Annotated in this window: 16 protein-coding genes; 13 read left to right on the top strand and 3 right to left on the bottom strand. The window is 65.8% G+C overall.

Going from position 1 to position 21,462, the window contains the following annotated elements; translation table 11 throughout:
• Positions 1 to 577 precede the first annotated feature (577 nt).
• From AX737_RS24070 to AX737_RS24080, 3 genes are all read left to right on the top strand, one after another.
• Complete coding sequence (locus AX737_RS24070) at positions 578 to 1,291, top strand: hypothetical protein (RefSeq protein WP_156453929.1); 714 nt, start codon at positions 578 to 580, stop codon at positions 1,289 to 1,291.
• Positions 1,288 to 1,746 (top strand): hypothetical protein, encoded by a 459-nt coding sequence (locus AX737_RS24075; protein ID WP_066925796.1) that lies wholly within the window; start codon positions 1,288 to 1,290, stop codon positions 1,744 to 1,746. The genes AX737_RS24070 and AX737_RS24075 overlap by 4 nt, the downstream gene beginning before the upstream one ends.
• A 280-nt stretch (positions 1,747 to 2,026) precedes the next feature.
• Positions 2,027 to 4,348, top strand: a complete 2,322-nt coding sequence (locus AX737_RS24080) for a DUF262 domain-containing protein (protein ID WP_066925799.1) — start codon at positions 2,027 to 2,029, stop codon at positions 4,346 to 4,348.
• 305 nt (positions 4,349 to 4,653) lie between these two features.
• Here the strand turns inward: AX737_RS24080 and AX737_RS32475 are convergent, their stop codons facing one another.
• From AX737_RS32475 to AX737_RS24095, 3 genes are all read right to left on the bottom strand, one after another.
• Entirely contained in the window at positions 4,654 to 5,181 is a 528-nt protein-coding gene (locus AX737_RS32475; RefSeq protein ID WP_082773272.1) for a hypothetical protein, read from the bottom strand.
• A gap of 406 nt (positions 5,182 to 5,587) precedes the next feature.
• Positions 5,588 to 6,109 carry a hypothetical protein gene (locus AX737_RS24090; RefSeq protein ID WP_066925805.1) on the bottom strand — a complete coding sequence of 174 codons (522 nt, stop codon included), beginning with the start codon at positions 6,107 to 6,109 and terminating at the stop codon, positions 5,588 to 5,590.
• A 392-nt stretch (positions 6,110 to 6,501) separates the two neighbouring features.
• Complete coding sequence (locus AX737_RS24095) at positions 6,502 to 7,608, bottom strand: hypothetical protein (RefSeq protein WP_238229349.1); 1,107 nt, start codon at positions 7,606 to 7,608, stop codon at positions 6,502 to 6,504.
• A gap of 1,170 nt (positions 7,609 to 8,778) precedes the next feature.
• Between AX737_RS24095 and AX737_RS24100 the strand changes: the two genes are divergently transcribed.
• The 10 genes from AX737_RS24100 to AX737_RS24140 all read left to right on the top strand — a co-directional run bounded on the left by AX737_RS24100 (position 8,779) and on the right by AX737_RS24140 (position 21,409).
• Positions 8,779 to 10,140 carry a site-specific integrase gene (locus tag AX737_RS24100; protein WP_058454229.1) on the top strand — a complete coding sequence of 454 codons (1,362 nt, stop codon included), beginning with the start codon at positions 8,779 to 8,781 and terminating at the stop codon, positions 10,138 to 10,140.
• 117 nt (positions 10,141 to 10,257) lie between these two features.
• Positions 10,258 to 10,851 (top strand): DUF6088 family protein, encoded by a 594-nt coding sequence (locus tag AX737_RS32480; RefSeq protein WP_058454399.1) that lies wholly within the window; start codon positions 10,258 to 10,260, stop codon positions 10,849 to 10,851.
• A complete protein-coding gene (locus AX737_RS24105; protein WP_058454230.1) occupies positions 10,844 to 11,881 on the top strand; it encodes a nucleotidyl transferase AbiEii/AbiGii toxin family protein in 1,038 nt (345 codons plus the stop codon). Before AX737_RS32480 ends, AX737_RS24105 begins: the two co-directional genes overlap by 8 nt.
• A gap of 101 nt (positions 11,882 to 11,982) precedes the next feature.
• A complete protein-coding gene (locus tag AX737_RS24110) occupies positions 11,983 to 12,789 on the top strand; it encodes a restriction endonuclease (RefSeq protein ID WP_037251215.1) in 807 nt (268 codons plus the stop codon).
• A 15-nt stretch (positions 12,790 to 12,804) separates the two neighbouring features.
• Positions 12,805 to 13,584: a Hachiman antiphage defense system protein HamA gene (locus AX737_RS24115; RefSeq protein ID WP_027297292.1), complete on the top strand. Its 780-nt coding sequence runs from the start codon at positions 12,805 to 12,807 to the stop codon at positions 13,582 to 13,584.
• Positions 13,568 to 17,086, top strand: coding sequence for a DEAD/DEAH box helicase (locus AX737_RS24120; protein ID WP_058454231.1), 3,519 nt, complete (start codon positions 13,568 to 13,570; stop codon positions 17,084 to 17,086). Before AX737_RS24115 ends, AX737_RS24120 begins: the two co-directional genes overlap by 17 nt.
• A gap of 157 nt (positions 17,087 to 17,243) precedes the next feature.
• Positions 17,244 to 17,996 (top strand): ImuA family protein, encoded by a 753-nt coding sequence (locus tag AX737_RS32485; RefSeq protein WP_058454232.1) that lies wholly within the window; start codon positions 17,244 to 17,246, stop codon positions 17,994 to 17,996.
• Positions 17,911 to 19,431 (top strand): DNA polymerase Y family protein, encoded by a 1,521-nt coding sequence (locus tag AX737_RS24125; RefSeq protein ID WP_058454233.1) that lies wholly within the window; start codon positions 17,911 to 17,913, stop codon positions 19,429 to 19,431. The genes AX737_RS32485 and AX737_RS24125 overlap by 86 nt, the downstream gene beginning before the upstream one ends.
• A complete protein-coding gene (locus AX737_RS36320; protein WP_082773273.1) occupies positions 19,428 to 21,083 on the top strand; it encodes a zincin-like metallopeptidase domain-containing protein in 1,656 nt (551 codons plus the stop codon). The genes AX737_RS24125 and AX737_RS36320 overlap by 4 nt, the downstream gene beginning before the upstream one ends.
• A complete protein-coding gene (locus AX737_RS24140) occupies positions 21,080 to 21,409 on the top strand; it encodes a hypothetical protein (RefSeq protein WP_058454237.1) in 330 nt (109 codons plus the stop codon). Before AX737_RS36320 ends, AX737_RS24140 begins: the two co-directional genes overlap by 4 nt.
• Positions 21,410 to 21,462: the final 53 nt, after the last annotated feature.

The raw sequence follows: 21,462 nt of genomic DNA on the forward strand, positions 1-21,462 counted from the left end.
GGCAGCGGAGCGCGCCCGGCAGCAGAGTCTGCGCCGCCTCAAGTTTCAGCGTGAGGCTCGTCAGTCGCTCGGCCTCGAGGCGCAGACTCTGCTGCCGGGCGCGCTCCGCTGCCGGGCGGAGTTCCAAGAGTTCGTCGCGATTTGGTGGCAGCAGCGTCGCCAACCGCCCCGCGGGCACGCGCCAGGGCTTGGTGCCGTCCCCAAGAACCTCCTCTTACACCGCGTGCGGCATGAGGCGGTGCAGGGCGTCACGCAGGCGCTCGGCTGTGCGCCGCCCGACGCCGAGCAGCGTGGCCATCTCGTCGAGCGTCAAGCCGACTCACGCATCGGCCAGCGCCAGGCCGAGTGTCAGGAACCGTTCGGCTGGGGCGTACCGCCTGCTCATCTCGTCCCCTTCCCGCGCCGGTCCGACGGCACGTATCGAAGGATAACAGGTTCGCCGGCGGCCGGCGGTCCCGCGCGTGCCCTTCGAGCGCGAGCGCGTTGAGCTGGCGGTCAAGCCGGTCGCGGGCTGGCGACGGCGCGTGCCTTCGAGCAGGATGGTACGGCTCCCCACGGGGGCATGGGAGCAGCCGAGATGCGGGTGAGGCCCTTCGGCGAGTGGATCCTCCTCCTGACCGTGCTACTCGCTCTCGTCGGGAGCGGCCTGCCCCTCCTGCCGCGCGCAGGGACGGCCGCGCGGCTGCTCGCCCTGGCCCAGAATTCCCCGGCGATCGCCGCCATCCGGCTGCCACGAGTGCTCACCCCCGAACGGGTGGAGGCCGAAATCGATGCGGCGATCGTCGCCGAGGACGACGACCTCGCTCGGAGCTTCCTCGATCTTGCCGACGCGCACGGAGTCATGGTCGCCCCAGACCGCCGCGCGCGAGTCGCCGCGATGCAGAACGGGGCGAGCTATCGCGCGGCCCGGGCCTTCGCCGCGGGAGCGGCCACCGGCGAGGCCGAGACCGCCGCCGGGCTCGCGGGCGTGCTCGCGGCCGACCTCTCAGGGCTCGGCGACATCCGGGACATCGCCCGCGAGGGACCGATCTGCGCGCGGGGCGAGGCGTGCGACACCCTGGTTCTGGGGCTCGCCACGGTGGGGCTGGCGACGAACGCGGCGACAATCGCAAGCGCGGGTGCCGCCACCCCGCTGCGCGCCGGTGTGACCATCCTGAAGACCGCACGCAAGCTTGGGCGCCTCCCTGCGCCGCTCGTAGCCGCGCTGACGCGCATGGTACGTGCTTCCGTCGACCCCGAGGCGGTGCGTGTCTTGGTCCGGGCGGGGGGCGCCTCGATGCAGCGGGCTTGACCGCGGCGGCCCGGTCAGCGGTCCGGCCCGACGCACTGCGGGACCTGCGCGCCCTCGGCGGCAACGTCCACGGCCTCTACGCCGCGGCGGGCCCCCGGGGCGTGCTGCAGGTTCTCGGGGTTGCCCGCACCCCCGGGGAGATCGCACAGGCGGAGCGCTTGGCGCTGCGGTTCGGCACACGGACGCGCGCGACGCTCAAGCTTCTCGACCGCTCCGCCCTCGTCCTGGGCCGCGAACTGGCGGCGCTCGCGCGGACGGTTCTCTTCGCGCTCGCCTGGGCGTTCGGGCTGGCTCTGTTCTGCCGGCGGCTCGGCACAGCCCTGGGACGGTGGCTGTGGCGGCGCCCCGCCTCAGTCCGTCTCAGGCCCAGGCCCGATTTTGTCGTAGCCATCGCCGAGGGTCGACACGGACGGGATGCAACGGATCGACCGGAGGCCGACCGCGCCGAACCGTAGGCGTCTTGGGGGCGGAGTTGCCCGCTGCACTGGGCTCACCCGGATCACGGCGCATGCCTGACATCGACCCCGCCATGCAGCCGATATCAGCTGTCCCGATCATCGGGCGCTACGGACCGACCCAGGTGTCCGATGCGTCGGTTCCTCTCAACCCTCATGGTGCGCGGGGGCGGCCTCCTCCTTGAGCTACGTCCGGTTCTGTCATGCGGTGGGTCGATCATGTGCGCCGCCCGGGGCGACCGGGTTGCGATGTCAGCCCGCTTGGACCAGCAAGGATGTCATGACTGATCGCCTGTTCGACGGGACCTCCGTACAAGGCCTGAACCTCCTCGCATTTCTCGACTGGGCGCGCAGCTCAAACGCCGTCCTGCGCGCTGGCACCGGGGGCGGTGCGGCGGATGAAGGCCGGCACGAATCCCTCCAACGCTTCGGCCTCCTCGCCCTGCCGCCGGTCCAGCGCAGCGCGGTCTGGCGACCCAGGCAGGTGGTCGACCTCTGGGACTCGCTGTTGCGCGGCCTGCCGATCGGCAGCTTCTTCCTGATGGCCCGCGGCGCGGACGACGTCGCGCAAGGCCGGGACTTCGGCAGCAACGGCCGGATTGCGTCGATTGCGCGGGCGGGCTTCGACCTGTTTGACGGACAGCAACGGACGCGTGCCATGCTGCTCGGCGTCTGCGGCCCCGACCTCGACCGCCGCTGCCTCTGGGTTGACCTGGCGATGGGGGCCAAGCTCAGGCTTCATCTGACTTCGGCGAGCCAGCCGTTCGGCTATGATCCGTCAACCGGGCAGAAGCTCTCGCGTTCGGACCGGGCGAAGGCGAGAGCCGCGTTCGATGGTGAGGTCACGCTCACGGTCGCGTGCGGCGGGGCCGGCGAGACCCGCGCCGCCTACGATCACGAGATCCTCGATCTCATCCTCGCCGAACCGGACGGCCAGCGGGATCTCCCCCGGCCCTACAAGGCATCCGGCTGCACCTATCGCCTCGATGAGTTGCTCGCCGCCTGGCGCGCGGCCCACGTCTCGACCGGCGCAGGCGCCGACGGGCTTGCGCGGCTCATCGCGGCACGGGCGCCGGGCGAGGACACCCGACCGGCGCTGGCCGAGCTCGCCACCGCGTTCGCGCGCGTCGCGGACGGCGAAGTCGCGCTGATGCACATCGATCCGCGCCGCTTCGCCGGCGGCGGGGAGACCGCCCACGAGAGCCTGCTGATGCTCTTCGACCGGATCGGTGCCGGCGGGACGCCGTTGTCGAACGACGAGCGGCTGTTCTCCATCCTCAAGCACCACGACCCGCGCGTCCACAACGCGGTGCTGGGGATTCACACGGCGGTCGGACGGGTCATGGCCCCGACGAAGATCGTCGTCACGGCCCTGCGCATCGCGAACGCGCTGAGTTCCGCCGGCGGGACCGGCCTCCCGGACGTCGCCGGGTTCGCACGCATGATGAGCGAGCGGGTCCCGCAGACGGCGTCGTTTCGGGACGCGCTGTCGCAGCTGATCCCGACGGACGGCGAGGCGGCCGACTCGGCGCTCCTGACCCAGGCGTTCCGCGCGGCGTGCACGCTGCTCGAATACGCACCCGCTTCCGACGCGGCCGCCGGATCGAATCCGAACGGCCTGCCGCGGACCGCCCTCGTCGATTTGCCGACGGAGCTGTGGCAGGTCGTCCTGTTCTGGGTGGTGTGCGGGCTGCGCGCCGGGCTGACCGTCGCGGACCTCTGCGCGGCGCGCGGGGAGTTGCTCCGCTTCGCGCTGTTCTGGCGCCTGTGCGTCTACAACGACGGGCGGGCGGCCGCCTGGTCGCTCAAGGTGCTGCAGGAGCACCAGCAGACCTGCACGTTTCCCGGCCGGAACCTCTACAGGCTGTGCGTCGGCGACGCCGACGGGGAGCGCTGCGCGAACCGTCTGCTCCCCGCCGACGTGATGACACGCTTCCTCGTCGCGGACCCGCCGGCACCGGCCTGGCGCTCGGCAAAGGAGCGCTTCGCATGCGATGAGGCCCCTGTCGGCTACGAGGCGCTGGCATCAGCCTGGTGGTGGTCCGCACGAAGGCTGCTGCCGTGGCTGCAACGCGACTACGTGGCGTCCGCGTTCCCGCACTACGATCCGCTCTCGGACCGGGACGACGATCTACCTTACGATCTCGACCACCTGTGCCCCCATGCCGATTGGGGCGCGCACTGGGCTGGGCTGAGCGGCCGGATCGACGCCCCAGCCGGCATCGCGAGTGCGATGCGGGGATGGCGCAGCCTCCTCGGCAACGGGATCGGCAACCTGAGGATCGTTGATGCCTCGGTGAACCGGGGCGATGGCGACATCCCACTGCCCGCCAAGGTGCCGGGCCTCGCGGACACCCAACTCACGCAGGAGGCCGCGGCGGCCATGGCGGCGATGGCGCTGGATCCGGCGGGGCGCGCGATGTGGCTTGCCGCGTCGACGCCTGATGGCCGATGGGACGAAGCGCGTCTCGCCGCGTTCCAGAACGCCGTCGAACGGCGGTCCGCTGAGCTGTATCGCCGGTATTTCGAGGATCTCGAGTTCGCCAGTTGGTTGCAAGCGGACGGGGTAGGGCAAAACGCCTCTCGCGAACACGAAGCCTGATACACGGGCATCAGCTATCGGCGTAATCCAGGCGCGGCCCTCCGCCAGCGCTTGAGGTCACACGCCACCTCACCGGAGCTGCACTGGCCATCCTCCCGGCACGCCTTGCCCGCAGGGTCGCCACCCGTTTGGTATGGCACTCCATGGCAAGAGGCGCTGTCGGAGCGGGGGCGAGCTGGAGCTCGCTGGGGGCGCCCGAGGCCGCATGTTGGCAGAACACCCGTGGGCAAACGTGCCAAGTTTCAAACACTTGGCGGGCCGCAAAACGGCGCCGGAAGGGCGATGTGCCCTTCCGGGTGGTCCCGTCAGTGCGTGGGACTTCGTCGGTGTGAAGCTGCTGGCGGGGTCTGGTTTGTTAGGCGTCGGAGCCAGAGATCGGCGATGTCCGCCAGGGCGGTCGCTATGTCGGTTGGCCACCAGGCCTCGCGCACGAAGTGGAAGGTAAGGCTGACGCGGGTCGTTATAATTCCGCCCGGCTGGACGAGCGGTATCAGGCCGAACCAGAGTGCGAAGGTGGGCACCTGGCTCGCGCCGTGGTCGTTGGGGTCGGTCGTCTCGGCCAGCATGGTCCAGGGCGAAAGCTGCTTGATCTGAAGGGGTTGACGTTCGCTGATGCCGGCCGTCGGGCAGTGGAGTGTCAGCGCGCTGCAGCCTCTGGAGCCGGGATCGAGGTGGATCGCGATGGGGCAGTGCGGCAGCCGTTCCACCAGTGGCGGCCTGAAAAGATCCGGGTTCTTGAGGATGCCTCCGAGGTGGTGGGGGGAGGCGTCCAGGAGGCAGCCTGTTGTGAACGTGTCCGCGAGCTGGTGGGAAGCTTTGTGGTTGATGAACATCGTGGCGCCCGTTGAAGGGACGCCGCGCCAGGGACTGCGGCAACGGTCAGGGTGGGGCGCAGAGAAGCAGGCGCCTGCACATGGCAGGCGCGGAAGTGCGAACGAGGTAAGTGGTGTGTGCGGCAGGATCCGGCGCGGCGCCGTCGATCGACGAAGGGATTCTAATCTATAGATCCTGTTTTGGATATGGCCGGCCCTCGTAGAGTTGGCCTCAAGCCACCAAGGGTTCTGGCCGCATCTTGTCTGGCATCGGGTTGGCACATGCGACTTTGAATCCTCATCCGAGTCTCGCAGTGAAGCGGCAATAGGGTAGTCGTGAATTGCCGCTACTGCTTTAGCGAATTGATCGTGCGCGCCAGTTTAGCCCGAAGGGGGTCAGCTGTAATTGGCCTGACCCCAACTACGACTATCGCGCTTCGACGCGCTGGACGTAGCGCTCGAAGGCTGCCGTCCAGAGTTCGTGCAGACCACAGCCGTCAGCACTGTACCACGCAGCGACCGTCGGGTGGCGGATGAGGAGTTGGACGAACGTGACCTTCGCGTCCTCACTTAACTCCTCGCACGGCGCGGAAAGCTCGTCGAACATGACAGTGAAGATCGACTGGACCTCGCCGCCACGCTGGTCCCCGAAGCACTCACCGCCGCACAGCTGGATGACGGCGTTGAGCTCATCCCGCTCGTAGCGTAGGCGGTATTCAGACGTGTTGCCGAGGTGATCGCGAAGGACGAGTCTGTTCTGTTTCGCGTCGTGCTCATACGAGATGACTGTCAGCTGCGGCGGCACGAACCAGTGCAGGAAGGATTCTGGGTCGCGCCATGTGAGATAGGCGTGGCCCGTCGAAGCTTCCAGACGTCGGCTGAGGTAGTGGTCACGAACTTCGATCTTCTTCGCGATCTTGCCGAGGACGATCTCGGGAGATTTGCTCATGGCAGCTTTCCTTGTTGGTAGAGATTGTGCCGGACTGCGTTTGGTTCCGCAGGTCGACGAATGGGATATATTCAGGCACAGCTCAGTCGTGCACTCAGGTGAATACAGTTGCGTTCGTACCGGTGGGCTGCGCCTGCGCGGCGCGGCAGGGCCGCGGAAGGAGCGGAGGCGCCTGTCTGGGCGAGCGCGTCGGATGACGGATGCGACGAGGGGCAGATTGCGTGCCGCCAGTTGTGGCACAGACAGGGCTCGGCTCGGCTCCGCGCTGGTGCCGCCGGTTGCTCATGGTGAGCATCGAGGCGTGGCGAAGCCCGGCGCGGGGGCAACCGCGCCGGGATTGTTGTGGTCACGAACAGGCAGTTTGGCTGTCCGTGTGCTGCAACGACGGGGTGTTAGGCGGCAGTGCGCGTCGCTCTCTTGGTGGTGCGAGCACGATGTGAGCGTCGAGGGTTGCTGACCAAGGTGCCACCGTCGGAGCGTGAGGCTTTGGCCGCCGGTCGCGAGGCGTCGGTCGATCCTGAAGGGGGCCGCGGTGTGAAGTCCCACGGTGCTGCGACCGTCGCCGCCAGGTCGAGTTCGCCGTCGACGAGCCACCAGTCGGTGTAACGCCGATGGAGGGCGCGGGCGTGGTCGGGCAGGCCGGCGGCGGCCAGCGCCGCGAAGGCGTGCTCCAGCGTCGTCGGCACGAACGGGATCGGGCCAGCCCGTGGGTCGGTGAGCTGGCGCGTGTAGGTTGCGGCCGCCGCGTGTGCGAGTTGGTTGTGCGTGGGGGCGATGAAGGCCAGCGTCGCCGTGTCGGCGAGCCCGGCGGTGAGCATGGCGCTCGCGAGGCAGTGCTGCCGGTAGAGCTGCTGGCAGGCGGGCCCGGTCAGTGTCGGGTCGTCCGGGGCCACGAACAGGCCGGAGGTGGCGCGGGCGATCTCCGTGTGCCGTGGGTGGGGCGGCGGTGCGGGCTCGTGGCCGGCCTCACTGTACTTGACCTCGATGCAGAGGAGCCCGCGGGCGCCGGTCGTGTCGCGGCCGCGCAGGACGATGTCGAAGGCGGTGCGGTCGGCGGTGAAGCGGGGATCGCCGCGGCCGGGGCTGTGCTCGAACAGGATGTCGGTGGCCGAAGTCAGCGTCCCGGGCAGCAGCTCCGCGACGAAGCGGGTGGCCAGGGTCAGGTCGCGGGCGAGCAGTCCGAACAGGTTGAAGACGAGCGGCTGCGAGGAGAGCAGGTTGGTCTTGAGGCGGTCGACGTCGTAGGCCGCGCCCGGCTCGCGGTAGGTCAGGGCACGGGTGACCACCGGGATGATGTCCGGATGAAGGAAGTTGCTGCCGAGCGCGCCGGCCGCGGTCGAGATACGTGAGCCGAGCCGGCGGGGACGGTGTGGGTTGCGGCGGTCGATGTGGGTGCCGATCGCGAGGCCGCGGTCCTCGCGCCAGAGCGCCTGGAGGAAGCGGGCGGCGGCCTTGAAGCGGTGGTCGGCGGGGACGAAGACGCATACGCTCGCTTTCATCGAGCACAACTTGCGCGAATTCGGAGACGAATGTCGGGCAATTGTCCTTGTTATTATATATCTTATGGAACCGATCAGGTGCAGGCCATCGATGCTCCATTTCTGGCGGCCAGTTGTACCGGAACCAATCTATGGCGTCGCACTTCTGTATTCGAAGGCCTTCGCTGAACGCACGCTTGTGCTCGCAGAAGCGCAGGAGCAGCCTGACGGACACCGGGATGTCGTAGGGTGGCCATTTGCCGGCATAATTCGAAAAGCCGACCCAGTTGTTCCGGTCGACCAGCGCAATTCCACTTGCCGTGAAGGTCTCGTGGATCAGGACCAAGGGATCGGTTAGGCAGCGTCCGGTCTGGTGAAGCTTGGCAATATTTGAGTGCTGTCGGCCCGGGTCGGTCGGGTGCGGGCGCCACACGCCGGTCGGAATAGGTTCCACGCCCCCCTCCAGCGTGCGGACAAAGATCATGAGACTGCCTGAGGACAGGGCCTCAGTGACGAGCATGGTCACCTGAGCCTGCTGGACAACCCGGTCCTCGCTCTCGACGGCCTTGATGCGTTCCGCGTGGAAGCGAATCAAGGCATCCTGGGCGAGTTCATAGCCCGGCGGAATCGATACGGGCTGATTCGGTAGATGGCTTTGGCCGTCCATTAAATCTCCCACAAAGTCTGCGCCCAACGGGCTGGCCATCTGTTAACAGCCGAGCTTGGTTGGTCACGGTGCGGACCGCAAGGTGCCGAACTGCACACTGCCGGGGACGGCGACATGCCGATGGCTCGATGCGTGGGAACATTACCGGAAGGGCGGGAGGGAGTGTTCGCCGTTGAGCGGACATGGGCGGCCGTCGCGAGCCGCCAGTAGCACACCTGCGTTCGCAGGCAGCCTGTAGCCCCACAGTAGCCCCGAGCGATACCGGGACAACCCGATACGTGCTAAGTCATTGAAAAGATTGGCGCACCCGACACGATTCGAACGTGTGACCTTTGCCTTCGGAGGGAATATGGCTAGCTCCGCCAATAAGCGCAAGGAGCCGCCGATGTCCGCCTATCTCCCTGTAAACGCTAAACAATTTGCATTTCTTCTCCGCCAAAGCTACTCTTCTCCCCGCCACTGTTTTCGCCCGCGTGCTTACGTGGTGCTTACGCGAGAGGAAACGCTAGGGTCGGAGGAAGCCCATGCCTAAGCTCACGAAACGGGTCGTCGACGCCGCGGACAGTCGCGCGAAAGATTACGTCATTTGGGACGACGAACTGCCCGGCTTTGGCCTCCGAGTATTCGCATCCGGCAAGCGCAGCTATGTCATCCAGTACAGGCTCGGCAAGCGGTCGCGTCGCTTCACAATCGGATTGCACGGCGTCTGGACACCAGAGCGCGCTCGCCAAGAGGCGAAGGTCCAGTTGGGCAGGATCGCTCAAGGCGACGACCCGGCCGAAGAGAAGCAGCTCGACAGCAAAGCGATTACCGTTAAGGAACTGTGTGACCTTTACGTCGCCGATCTTAAAGCCGGCCTCATTCTTGGAAAGGGCGGGCGCCCCAAGAAAGCCAGCACCATTCTCTCCGACACGGGGCGCATCGAGCGCCACATCATTCCTCTGCTTGGTACGCATAGGGTCAAGGATCTGGTGAAAGCGGACATCACGAAGGCCCTGAAGGACATCATGGCCGGCAAGACCCGCTGCAGCGTCAAGACGAGGAAGCTTCGCGGTCGCGCTATCGTGCGAGGTGGAGCGGGCACGGCAACGCGCACCATCGGACTTTTTGGTGGAATACTGACCTATGCAGTCGAGGCTGGCATCATCGATACCAATCCAGCGCACGGTGTGAGGCGGCCGAAGGACAACGTGCGCGCACGACGGCTGAGCGAGGCCGAATATCGGTTGCTCGGCGAAATTCTCACGCAGGCTGCTGAAAATGAGAAGTATGAGCTATCGGTCGACATCATCCGCCAGCTTGCGCTGACAGGATGCCGCCGCACGGAGATGGTCACGCTTGCTTGGTCTGAAGCCGACACGAGCGCGAGCTGCCTCCGCCTCGTTGACAGCAAGGAAGGAGGCTCAATCCGTCCGATCGGCCTACCGGTCGTTGAATACCTGGAAGCTAGCCGGAGAACTCGCTCAGGAACCTACGTGTTTCCTGGACACGGCGACGACAACGCGTTCGGAAGCCTTCCTAACCACTGGGACCAGATCTTCAAAGCAACGCCGCTAGCCGACATCACACCACACGTCTTGCGGCACAGCTTTGCCAGCATTGCAAACGATCTCGGCTTTACCGAGGTCACTATCGCTGCTCTGGTCGGCCATTCGAAGGGCTCCGTCACCAGCAACTACATACACACGCTCGACACGGCGCTGATCATGGCCGCTGATACCATCTCCGGCTACATCCAAGGCCTCCTAGACGGCATTGAATTCAAACAAACTGCCTATGCCGTGGATCGGGATTCTCGGCGCGCAGCACTCGCTCGCTTCTTGCAGCAGGCTGCGGCACCGGACGCTGCCGGCGCGGCGAATGACGAGCAACGCGCCGCGGCGTAATGCTTAGCAAGTGGCGGTCGCACTCTAGACGAGGAATGCCGCCACTTGCATGTCAGAAAAACTTGCCTTATTTTCTGACATATGAAGACGCTAAACGCCTCAGTCCCCGACCGGCTCATGAAACGCGTCCGCGCCAGCGGACGTGGCAGCGTCTTCACGCCTAGCGACTTCCTCACAGTTGCCGCCCGCTCTTCTGTCGATCAGGCACTCTCCCGATTAGTGAAGGGCGGACAGCTCCGGCGGCTTGCGCGTGGGCTTTACGACTTTCCCAAGCTGCACCCGAAACTTGGGGCGTTGTCACCCGCGCCGGACGATGTCGCCCACGCTCTTGCGCGGGAGACCGGCTCGCAGGTGCAGATCTCCGGAGCGCGCGCAGCGAACGCGCTCGGCCTTTCGACCCAGGTCCCGGCACAAAGCACTTATCTGACCGACGGCCCGTCGCGGCGCGTCGTGCTGGGAAAGCGCGTCGTCGACCTTCGTCACGCCTCGCCCAAGCATCTGATCGCACCGGGCAGCCCCGCCGGGACGGTGGTTCAGGCGCTTCGTCATGTCGGCCCCGTTCGGGCGGCTGACGTCGCGCAGGTCGCGGCGCGCCGGCTTTCGGCCAACGACAAGAAGACGTTGGCCTCAACCGCCGTTCAAGCGCCCGCCTGGATGCGACCCACGCTCGTCTCGATTGCCCACGCAGCGGTGGCCGATATCGATGGATGATGTCGCCCGCCTTCCCACCGACGATCGTGCAGCTCTTTTCGGGGAGACCGGCGCCGGGCGGGGCGTCGCCAATACGATCATCGAAAAGGACTTCTGGGTATGTTGGAGCCTGAAGCGCCTGTTCGGTCTACCGAAGGGCACCACGGCAACCCTCGTTTTTAAGGGCGGCACGTCGCTCTCCAAAGCGTTCAACGCTATTCGCCGATTCTCCGAGGACATCGACTTGTCGTTCGACCGTGCCGAACTCGGATACACCGGCGAGCGCGACCCCGATAAGGAGGGGATCAGCAAGAAGCAGGCGGCTCGGCTGATCGACGACCTAGTCAGCGATGTCGAGCAGCACATCGCCGAGCGACTTCTGCCAGCGCTTCGCGCCGCGATCGTCGAACAACTCGGTGAGCCGACCGAAAGCGAGTGGTCGCTAGAGATAGACGCCGGTGACGCGCAGACCGTCAACTTCCACTATCCGACCGCGCTGCCTACCGCCGAATACGAAGGCATGGCCTACATCACGCCGCGCGTGAAATTCGAGCTCGGCGCGCGCGGCGATCCCTGGCCGACAGAGGAGAAAGTCATCCGCCCCTACGCGGCCGACGACTATCCAGACTTCTTCACCGATCCCGACACCAGCGTGACCGTGCTGTCAGCGAGGCGGACCTTCTGGGAGAAGGCGACCGCGCTCCATGCGGAGGCGCATCGCCCCGCCGGGTCACCCACGCCGCTGTATTTCTCGCGGCACTTTTATGACCTCGCCATGCTTCTCGAGACGGACGACGGCCAAGCCGCCGCTGCCGATCTCGGTTTGCTGGTGCAGGTGGCGCGCCACAAAGCCACGTTCTTTCGTTCGGGTTGGGCCAATTACGAAACGGCACGGCCAGGCACGCTCCAGCTCATGCCGGACGGCGCTCGGGCCAAAGATCTGCGAGCCGATTATCGGGCGATGATGCCGATGATGTTTGACCAGACACCGCTTTCATTCGACGACGTACTCGCGAGAATTGCCGCGCTTGAAAAAACGATCAACAGCTAACTCAAAGCTGTCCGCTGGGGAGAAAGGACATCAGTTCGATTAGATCAATAGACCTGCGCCTCATTGACGACCTCGTCGACTTCGTCCGGGGTCCCGGCTTCGTGCTGGATTTCTCCGATCCCAGCTTCTCGGACTTCTTTGCCTCAGAGCTCAAGGTCAACATAGACGATCCGAAATACTCGGCCAATGGAGGGTCAAAGGGCAAGCGCCTGCGCTATTTCTTGCAGACCTGCGACGATTCGACAGCCGTCCGCGCCTTGACCGCGCTCTGGGAGCATCGCTCCGAATATCTTGCCCGGTCGGGCGGAGCTGACCCCGTCGCGAATGCGGAGGCGCGGTATCAGGGACTGATAAACCGCCTTTCTGGCGGCGCCTCACCCCAACGTCCTGCGGCGAGCCCGTCGCCTCCCCCTGTCGATCGGCAAGCGGTCGCGAAGATTAAGTCCGACCTCCTTCGCGTCACCACGCTCGCACCTCATGCGCGCGGCTATGCCTTCGAAGGATTCCTGAAAGGCCTGTTCGACGCCTTTGGCCTCGCGGCCCAAGAGCCTTTTCGGCTGCGGGGAGAGCAGATCGACGGGAGCTTCCAACTCGGAAGCGAGACCTACCTTGTCGAGGCAAAGTGGCACGGCCAGCCGATGGGCGTCGCCGAGCTGCACACCTTCCATGGCAAGATCGAGCAAAAGGCCGCCTGGACCCGCGGCCTGTTCGTCAGCAACAGCGGCTTCACTGAAGAGGGCCTTTCGGCCTTCGGGCGCGGCAAGCGCGTCATCTGCATGGACGGGCTCGATCTCTACGAGATGCTCGACCGTGAACTCCCACTCACCCAAGTTCTCGAACGCAAGGTGCGCCGTGCCGCTGAAACCGGCTCGCCGTTCATGCGCGTCCGCGACCTCTTTCCTCAATGACCGGGAGGGACGAGGATGGCGCAGTTCAATGACTGGTGCGTCTCTGTCGATGGGCCGGTAGGGACACACCATCGCCGGGTGATGACCGGACAGGCGGCGAGCCTCGCCACCGGCATTCAAGCGACTGCCGCCATCGTACCCGCGCACTACGCCTCGGAAGAACAATTGGCGCGCGCGCTCGCCAGGCTCGGCAAGCCCGCCGCTGCGGCGCTGATCGAAGGCAAACTGCCGACGACCAAGCAAATCCGGTCTGGCGACCTTGGCGAGATCTACGCGACCGAATGGATCGACGCGCATAGCGGCGGCTACCGAGCTCCGATCAAGCGCCTGCGTTGGAAGGACCATCGGAACATGGCGATGCGCGGCGACGACGTGATCGGAATCCTGCAGGACGCCCAGTCGCAGCGCCTGCATTTCCTAAAGACCGAAGCGAAGAGCCGTGCCACGCTCACCGGCCAGGTCCTGACCGACGCGCGTGCTGGCCTAGACAAGGACGGCGGACTGCCTTCGGCGCACGCCCTGTCCTTTATCTCGGCCCGCTTGCTTGAACTCGATAATCTGCCGCTGGCGGATGCGATCGACGACGCGCTACTCAAGCACGGTATTCCGCCGCAGAGCGTCAAGCATTTGCTATTCACATTTTCCGGCAACGCGCCCGAGGCGCTGCTGACCGCTTCCCTTCAAGCCTATCCCGGCGCCATCAACCAATGGGGCATTGGGCTATACATCGACGGGCACGCCGCCTTCATCGGCGCGGTTTATGATCGAGTGATCGCCGATGCCAACAACCCCTGAAGCGATCGCGGCCGACATCGCCGAAGCGGCGACCGCCGGCTTCCGGGGGCGGCTGATCGCACGCGGCCAGGCCCGCGCGATCATCTGGCGCGATGGCGCTCTTCCGGCCGACGCACCGGCCTTCGCGCCCCAACTGAGCTACGATCTTCATTCTTACGCTTATGCCTTGCTGGGCCTTGGCTTGCGCCTTCGCGACTTTGGCGGCGACGCTGCCCAGGCGCGCACCGCCTTCGAGCAGGCGGCCACGGCGCTTGAAGCCGTGATGGCCAAGGGCGACCGCCAGGAGGTCGATCGCGACTTCCATTTCGTCATGGCCGCTGGGGCCTATCACCTCGCCCATCTGTCGGCACGCGCATATTCGCTGCTCGCCATCGTCGAGACCGACGAGAACTTTTCGCCGGTCGAGCGGGCCCTCGCGCAGTTGATGCGCCGCAATTTCGGCGCCCTGCGCTCCAGCGTCCTCGACTATCGCGCCTCCGGCCAAGGCAGCGACGCACGCATCGCCGCAGGCATCCAAGCTCAGCTCGATCAGGCCGAAGCCGTTGCCGCCCCGCCCGAGGACGGCAACGACTTCCTTTTCGACGGTCTCGATATCGCGCTCACCGATGCCTTCATGGCCGCCATGTCGCTCTTCCTGCTCGCTCTCGAACGGGGCGAGCGGCCGCTGATCGACCAAGCGCTCGAACGGCTTCGCACCAGCCTCGCGATCTGCAGCGAGATGAACATGCTGCCGCAATGGTGGGCGCATCGCGTCGCGATCCACCTCCTCTCGGATCTCTGGTCAAGCACCTTTCACGAGAGGGTTCCGCTTCAGCCGGCCGGTGGTGCCGCAGCCGACTGGCAGCCGCTGCGCGAGCTGTTCATCGCATTACTGCAGCGTCGCCCGAAAGCGGAAATCGACCTCTGGCCGTCGCAGACGGAGGCGGCCGCTCGGGCGGCCGACCAGTCCGACGACCTGGTCGTGTCGCTGCCGACAAGCGCCGGCAAGACCCGCATCGCCGAACTCTGCATTCTAAGGTGCCTAGCGGGCGGCAAGCGGGTGGTCTTCGTCACCCCGCTGCGCGCGCTGTCGGCACAGACCGAGACCACGTTGCAGCGGACCTTCGGCCCGCTCGGCAAGACCATCTCGGCCCTATATGGCAGCATCGGCGTCAGCGGCTTCGACGAGGACGCCATCCGCGAGCGCAACATCGTGGTCGCGACGCCGGAGAAGCTCGACTTCGCCCTGCGCAACGACCCCTCGCTCCTTGACGATGTCGGTCTGCTGGTCTTCGACGAAGGGCATATGATCGGCCCCAACGAGCGTGAGGTCCGTTACGAGGTACAGATCCAGCGGCTTCTTCGTCGCCCGGACGCGCAGGAGCGACGGATCGTCTGCCTTTCGGCGATCCTGCCAGATGGCGACCAGCTCGACGACTTTGCCGCCTGGTTGCGGCGCGATCACCCGGGCGGGCTGATCAAGAACGATTGGCGGCCGACCCGGCTGCGGTTCGGTGAAGTGGTTTGGACGTCGCCAACGGCGCGGCTCAACCTGCGGGTTGGCGACGAGCGGCCCTGGGTCCAGCGGTTTCTCACCGGTGCGGCCCCACCCAACTGGATTCCGCCGAAGCGCCGGCGCACCCGTCTCTTTCCCGACGACCAGCGCGAACTCTGCCTTGCGACGGCCTGGCGGCTAGTCGATGATGGTCAGACGGTCCTGATCTTCTGCCCCGAGCGGCGCAGCGTCGAGCCGTTTGCGGACGTCATCGTCGATTTGCATGAGCGCGGCGCCCTGCGCTCTTTGCTCGAGGCCGACCCGAACCTTCTGAACACGGCGATTGCGCTTGGTGAGGAATGGCTGGGCGCCGATAGCGCAATCCTGAAATGCCTTCGCCTCGGTGTCGCCCTTCACCATGGCGCACTCCCCACCGCCTATCGAAAGGAGGTCGAGCGCCTGCTACGCGAGAATGTTCTCAAGGTCACGATCTCATCTCCGACCTTGGCGCAGGGCCTCAACCTCTCCGCCACCGCCGTCGTCATGTATTCCCTTCACCGGGCTGGCGAGCGCATTGAGATCAGCGAGTTCAAGAACGTCATCGGCCGCGCGGGCCGCGCTTATGTCGATGTCGAGGGCATCGTTCTCTTCCCCATGTTCGACGAGATCGCCAAGAAGCGGCGCAACTGGGAAGCCCTCATCACCGACCTCGGCGCGCGCGAGATGGAAAGCGGCCTCGTGCGGCTTGTCGCGATGCTGTTGACGCGAATGCGCTCGCGCATCGGCGGCGACCTCAATCAGCTGGTCGAGTACGTCGTCAACAACGCGGCCGCCTGGACTTTCCCGGAAGTCGCAAACGAGAAGCCCGAAGAACGCGAACGCGCGCTCGCCGATTGGGAACGACATGTCGCAACGCTCGATACGGCGATCTTGAGCCTCATCGGGGAAAACGACATTCCCGATGAGGGCATCGAGACGGCCCTCCACGACATCCTCCAATCCTCACTGTGGCACCGCCGTCTGCAGCGCCAGGACCTGCAGGTTCGACAGGTGCTGAAGGCCGGCCTCGTGTCCCGCAGCCGACTCATTTGGAGTCAGTCGACGGCCGCCGGACGACGCGGCTACTTCCTCGCGGGGGTTGGGCTGACGACAGGCCATGCGCTCGATGCCATCGCCGCCGACGCCAATCTTCTCCTGATCCAAGCTAATGGCGCGATCCTCGAAGGAGACACCGAGGGGGCGATCACTGCGATCGCCGGCCTCGCCGAACGGGTTTTCGCCTTCTATCCCTTCACCCCCGATCCCCTGCCGGCGAACTGGCGCGACATCCTGCGCGCATGGCTGCTTGGCCAACCGCTCGCGGCGCTGGGCGCAGCGCAGGCCTCTGAGACCCTGCAATTTGTAGAGGGTGGCCTCGTCTATCGCCTGCCTTGGGCGATGGAGGCGATCCGCGTTCGGGCGGCCGCCAACGGTGACACGGTCGGCGTTTTCGATCTTCTACTGGAGGATCACGAACTTGGCGCAGCAGTTCCTGCGGTGGAGACCGGCACGCTCAATCGGTCAGCCTCGATCCTGATCCAAGCCGGCTTCAACTCGCGGCTTGCCGCGATCAAGGCAGTCACCGACACCGCAGCGACCTTCACGACGGGACAGGAGCTGCGGGAATGGCTCAATTCGGACGCCGTCGCCGCCTGGAGCGCTCTGCCCGACTGGCCTACCGCAGAGACGAAGGCGATCTGGACGGAGTTCACAAACAGCTTCATGCCCGCTGACAACCGCACCTGGGCTGATCGGCGTTATTGGGCGTCAGTTAACTGGCTTGGAGCGCCGCCGCCTCCGGGCACACCGGTCCAAGTTCATTACTGGGGCGGGCAACCCCGCGTACTTTCTGCCGACGCCGCGCCGCTTGGCACCCTCCAGGCTGCGCTTAATCCAGACCGGATCGGTTTGCTCCGGGCTGTGGTAGCCACGGATGTCGGCAAGATCGACATCGCCTATCTAGGACCGGCAGATATCTCGCCGCCGTAGCGGTCCACGTCTTTTTCACCGGACCGGCTACGCGCGTCCTCTTTCAAGATTGGCTAAAACTCTTCCTGTCCGGAAAACCGGCTTGACTCTCACACGCGCAAGATAGAACAAATAGAGAACATGATGACGAACCCTTATCCGGAGGTCAACTGGAAGCGTGCGGCCCGAACCCGCCATAGAGTCTTTGCGCGCGCAGATCGAGAAGATCGAAGGCCGGAGTCGGCGCGCCAAATCGGTTCTCCCGTTTGGGATTGCCGACGTCGACTCACGACTCCCCGGTGGCGGGTTGGCGCTTGGCGCGCTGCATGAGATTGCAGGCGGTGGGAATGGCGCGGTCGATGGTGCTGCAGCAGCCTTGTTCAGCGCGGGCGTCGCGGCTCGAACCAAGGGCAAGATCCTCTGGTGTATCACCCGTCCGGACCTGTTCGCGCCGGCGATCGCCCAGGCAGGTCTTGCGTCAGATCGCGTAATCTATCTCGAAGCCGGCGATGACAAGACCGTGCTGGCCTGCATGGAGGAAGGGTTGCGCCATGGTGGTCTAGGGGCGGTTCTCGGTGAGGTGGCCCGGCTTTCCATGACAGCCTCGCGCCGCCTGCAGTTGGCAGCCGAGGGCAGCGGATCGATCGGTATCGCGCTGCGGCGTTGGCGACGACAGACCGAAGCCACTGATTTCGGCCAACCCACCGCCGCGATGACACGCTGGCGCGTGTCTATGGTGCCATCGACACCTCTGCCTGTTCCGGGCGTAGGGCGTGCCCGCTGGCTGGTCGAACTGATCCGCGCACGCGCGGGCGAGAGTGCAGATTTCGAGTTGGAGGCGTGCGATGACACGGGTCGTCTCGCTCTTCCTGCCGAGCTGGTCCACCGACCGGCTTCGGCGGAAGGCTGGCGACGCGGCGCCTCCGGCTGAGGCGCCGCTCGTCCTGATTGGCCGGGAAGGAAACAGGCGGGTGGTGCTGGCGGCGAATGCTGCTGCCGTGGCCGCCGGCCTTCGCCCCGGCATGCCTGTGACCAAGGCTCAGGTCCTGGTGCCAGACCTCATCGTGCAAGATGCCGAGCCGGCAGCCGATGTGGAGGCACTTGATCGGCTCGCCACCTGGCTCCTGCGCTACGCGCCTGTCGTGGCCCCTGATCCTCCAGACGGGATCATCATCGACTCGACCGGAGCCGATCACCTTCACGGCGGCGAAGCTGTCATGCTGGAGGGCCTGATCGGTAGGCTGGCCATGTCCGGTATCGCCGCTCGCGGTGCGATCGCCGACAGCTGGGGCGCGGCCCACGCCTTGGCCCGGTTTGCAGCCCGCGCGACGATAATCGCTCCTGAACGTCATGATGCATCGCTGTTGGAACCGCTTCCGCTGGCCGCGCTGCGCATCGACGCTTCGATAGTCGCGGCGCTGCGGACGCTTGGCTTTGAAACCATCGGCGATATCCTCGCGCAGCCGCGCGCGCCGCTCACCCTGCGCTTCGGTCCAGCGATCGGCCGCCGTATCGATCAGGCGCTTGGCGATCTGTCAGAGCCGATCGATCCGATTCGACCCGCCGACCTGATCGAAGTGCGCAGGTCGTTCGCGGAACCGATTGGCGCGGCGGAGACCATCGCCCGCTACATCGCCAAGCTCGTCGATCAGCTCTGCGACCGCCTCGAGGCAGCGGGTCTCGGCGCACGACGCCTCGACCTTATCTGCCACCGTGTCGACAGTCGCTCACAGGCGGTCCGGGTTGGAATGGCAACGCCGGTCCGGGATGCAAAGCGCCTGACGCGCCTCCTATGCGACAAGATCGAGACGATCGAGCCCGGCTTTGGAATCGAGGTGATGACGCTTGCAGCCAGCGTCGCCGAGCCGATCGAGCGCCGGCAAACCGTTAGTTCGCTTATCGAGGAGAGTGTGCCGGACGTCTCGGACCTGATCGATACGCTCATGAACCGGGTGGGCGAGCAGGCGCTCTATCGGCTGGCGCCGGTTGCGAGCGACGTCCCGGAACGCTCCGTTGCCCGCATTCCGGCGATGGCCGCCGATACGGGCGCAGCATGGCCCGGCCATTGGCCGCGGCCCTCGCGTCTGCTGGCCCATCCGGAGCAGGTCGAGACTGTAGCGCTCTTGCCTGATCATCCGCCCGTTTCATTCACCTGGCGCGGCGTGCGTCGCCGACTGCGCCGGGGTGATGGACCGGAGCGCGTGTTCGGAGAGTGGTGGAAGCGCGACGCCGAATTGGTCGCCGTCCGAGACTATTTTCGGGTCGAGGACGACGCCGGCGAACGCTACTGGCTTTATCGTGCCGGTGACGGCGAAGACACGGCGACGGGGTCGCACCGCTGGTTCATCCACGGGGTCTTCGGATGAGCTCACCTCGCTACGTCGAACTGCAGGTCACCTCACACTTCAGCTTCCTGCGCGGCGCGTCCTCCTGCGAGGAACTGTTTGCGCAAGCGGCCTTGGCTGGGATCGAGGCCGTCGCCATCGTCGATCGGAATTCGCTCGCCGGCGTCGTCCGTGCTCATGAAGCGGCCAAGACGACCGGCGTTCGCCTGATTGTCGGTTGCCGGCTCGACCTCTCTGACGGGACATCCGTGCTCGTCTATCCAACGGATCGACCCGCTTATTCGCGCCTCTGCCGTCTTCTGTCCCTGGGCAAAAAGCGAGGGGGCAAGGCCCGGTGCGTCCTCGAATGGCCTGATCTCGTCGCGTATGGCGAAGGCCTGATCGTCGCGCTCGTACCCGACCTGGCGGATGACGAGTGCGAGTTCCGGCTGCGGCGATTGCGGGACGCTTTCGGCGACAGAGCCTATCTCGCGCTCACCTTGCGCCGCCGGCCAAACGATCAGCTCCGACTGCATGAGCTTTCGAACATGGCCACACAGATGCGCGTGCCCACCGTGGTGACGAACGACGTCCTCTTCCACGAGCCGGCCCGGCGGATCCTGCAGGACGTAGTCACATGCATCCGGCACAACGTCACGATCGATACGCTTGGCGATCGGCGAGAGCGACATGCCGATCGCTACATCAAGCCGCCGGACGAAATGCATCGTCTGTTCAGCCGCTATCCCGAGGCCCTTGCCCGGACGCTGCAGATCGCGGACCGCTGCCGCTTCAGCCTCGACGAGCTTGCCTACCAGTATCCGGAAGAGCGCGACGATCCCGCACTCACACCCCAGCAGACGTTGGCAAAGCTCACCTGGGAGGGCGCGGCTGAACGCTATCCCGAGGGCGTACCCGAGAGCGTGACCGCCGCCCTCCAGTGGGGCGCCGTGGTCGAACACGGCTTTCCGGGCCAGAGCTGGCTCACCTTCCGTCAAGCACTCTCGCTCGGCGGCAATGTCCGCAAGGGCGCGCGCGGTACGACCGTCGTCTATGCGGACCGCTTCACGCCAGAAGACGAGAAACGCCGCGCCCGCGAGAGCGGTGAGGACGCGCAGGCGATCCCGTTCCTGAAGCGCTTCACCGTCTTCAACGCAGCCCAGTGCGAGGGCCTGCCGGAGGACGTCACGGTCAATGCGCCGCCGCCGCCGCAGGGGATGATCGAACCACAGGTCGAATCGCTGATCCGCGCCTCAGGCATAGACTTTCGCATCGCCGGTGATCGGGCGTTCTACGTGCCTGCGCTCGACTATGTGCAGGTCCCTCCGCCACAAGCCTATTTCGAGCCGATCAACTGGCACCGCACGGCCCTGCATGAACTCGGACACGCGACGGGTCACTCGAGCCGAGTGGGCCGCGACCTGACCGGCGGCTTCGGCACCAAGAAATACGCGTTCGAGGAATTGGTCGCCGAAATGAACGCAGCCTTCTGCTGCGCTTCACTCGGCATCGTGCCCACCGTCCGCCACGCCGACTATATCGGCTCGTGGCTGCAGGTCCTGCGCGAGGACAACCGCGCCATCGTTCGGGCCGCAAGTCAGGCGAGCAAGGCGGCCGACTGGCTGCTGGCGCATGCGCCGGAGGCCGCTGCCCGCGACGTTGCCGCCGATGCACTTGAAAGGAGGGCGGCATGAGCATGATCACGTACCCGCTCCGGGTCTTCTTCGATTGCTCGACCGCTCACCTCTCGGAAGCGTCGAGCACCTATCTGAATGTTCACGTCGATCAGGGCGACGAGCTTGTCGCGGCGACACCCTACGGCTGGTTCATCTGGGTCGGAGAAGGCGACCGCGATAATCTCCCCGCCGATCTGGTGGGGATTGCCGAATACGCGCGGCGCCTCGGCGCGGAATACATCCTGTTCGACCGGGATGCGCCTGAGGATGAGGCGCTTGCCAGATTCCTTGGTCGCGCCGATGCCCTTCCGGGGTCTCGCCGGGCGCGCCCAGGAGGAGAGTGAGAGGGAGGACGGGTTTTTCGTGACGGGTTGGAGGTCGAGAGAGAGTCTCTTGG

This window comes from Methylobacterium sp. CCH5-D2 (genome assembly GCF_001556475.1).
Lineage (GTDB): Bacteria > Pseudomonadota > Alphaproteobacteria > Rhizobiales > Beijerinckiaceae > Methylobacterium > Methylobacterium hispanicum.

What these genes read in the sequence shown, in the direction of transcription:
- AX737_RS24095 (WP_238229349.1), bottom strand. Translation starts at nt 7,608, where the DNA reads ATGAAAGCGAGCGTATGCGTCTTCGTCCCCGCCGACCACCGCTTCAAG.
- AX737_RS24070 (WP_156453929.1), top strand. Translation starts at nt 578, where the DNA reads ATGCGGGTGAGGCCCTTCGGCGAGTGGATCCTCCTCCTGACCGTGCTA.
- AX737_RS24115 (WP_027297292.1), top strand. Translation starts at nt 12,805, where the DNA reads ATGGCGCAGTTCAATGACTGGTGCGTCTCTGTCGATGGGCCGGTAGGG.
- AX737_RS24090 (WP_066925805.1), bottom strand. Translation starts at nt 6,109, where the DNA reads ATGAGCAAATCTCCCGAGATCGTCCTCGGCAAGATCGCGAAGAAGATC.
- AX737_RS24125 (WP_058454233.1), top strand. Translation starts at nt 17,911, where the DNA reads ATGACACGGGTCGTCTCGCTCTTCCTGCCGAGCTGGTCCACCGACCGG.
- AX737_RS36320 (WP_082773273.1), top strand. Translation starts at nt 19,428, where the DNA reads ATGAGCTCACCTCGCTACGTCGAACTGCAGGTCACCTCACACTTCAGC.
- AX737_RS24105 (WP_058454230.1), top strand. Translation starts at nt 10,844, where the DNA reads ATGGATGATGTCGCCCGCCTTCCCACCGACGATCGTGCAGCTCTTTTC.
- AX737_RS24140 (WP_058454237.1), top strand. Translation starts at nt 21,080, where the DNA reads ATGAGCATGATCACGTACCCGCTCCGGGTCTTCTTCGATTGCTCGACC.
- AX737_RS32480 (WP_058454399.1), top strand. Translation starts at nt 10,258, where the DNA reads ATGAAACGCGTCCGCGCCAGCGGACGTGGCAGCGTCTTCACGCCTAGC.
- AX737_RS24080 (WP_066925799.1), top strand. Translation starts at nt 2,027, where the DNA reads ATGACTGATCGCCTGTTCGACGGGACCTCCGTACAAGGCCTGAACCTC.
- AX737_RS24100 (WP_058454229.1), top strand. Translation starts at nt 8,779, where the DNA reads ATGCCTAAGCTCACGAAACGGGTCGTCGACGCCGCGGACAGTCGCGCG.
- AX737_RS24120 (WP_058454231.1), top strand. Translation starts at nt 13,568, where the DNA reads ATGCCAACAACCCCTGAAGCGATCGCGGCCGACATCGCCGAAGCGGCG.
- AX737_RS32475 (WP_082773272.1), bottom strand. Translation starts at nt 5,181, where the DNA reads ATGTTCATCAACCACAAAGCTTCCCACCAGCTCGCGGACACGTTCACA.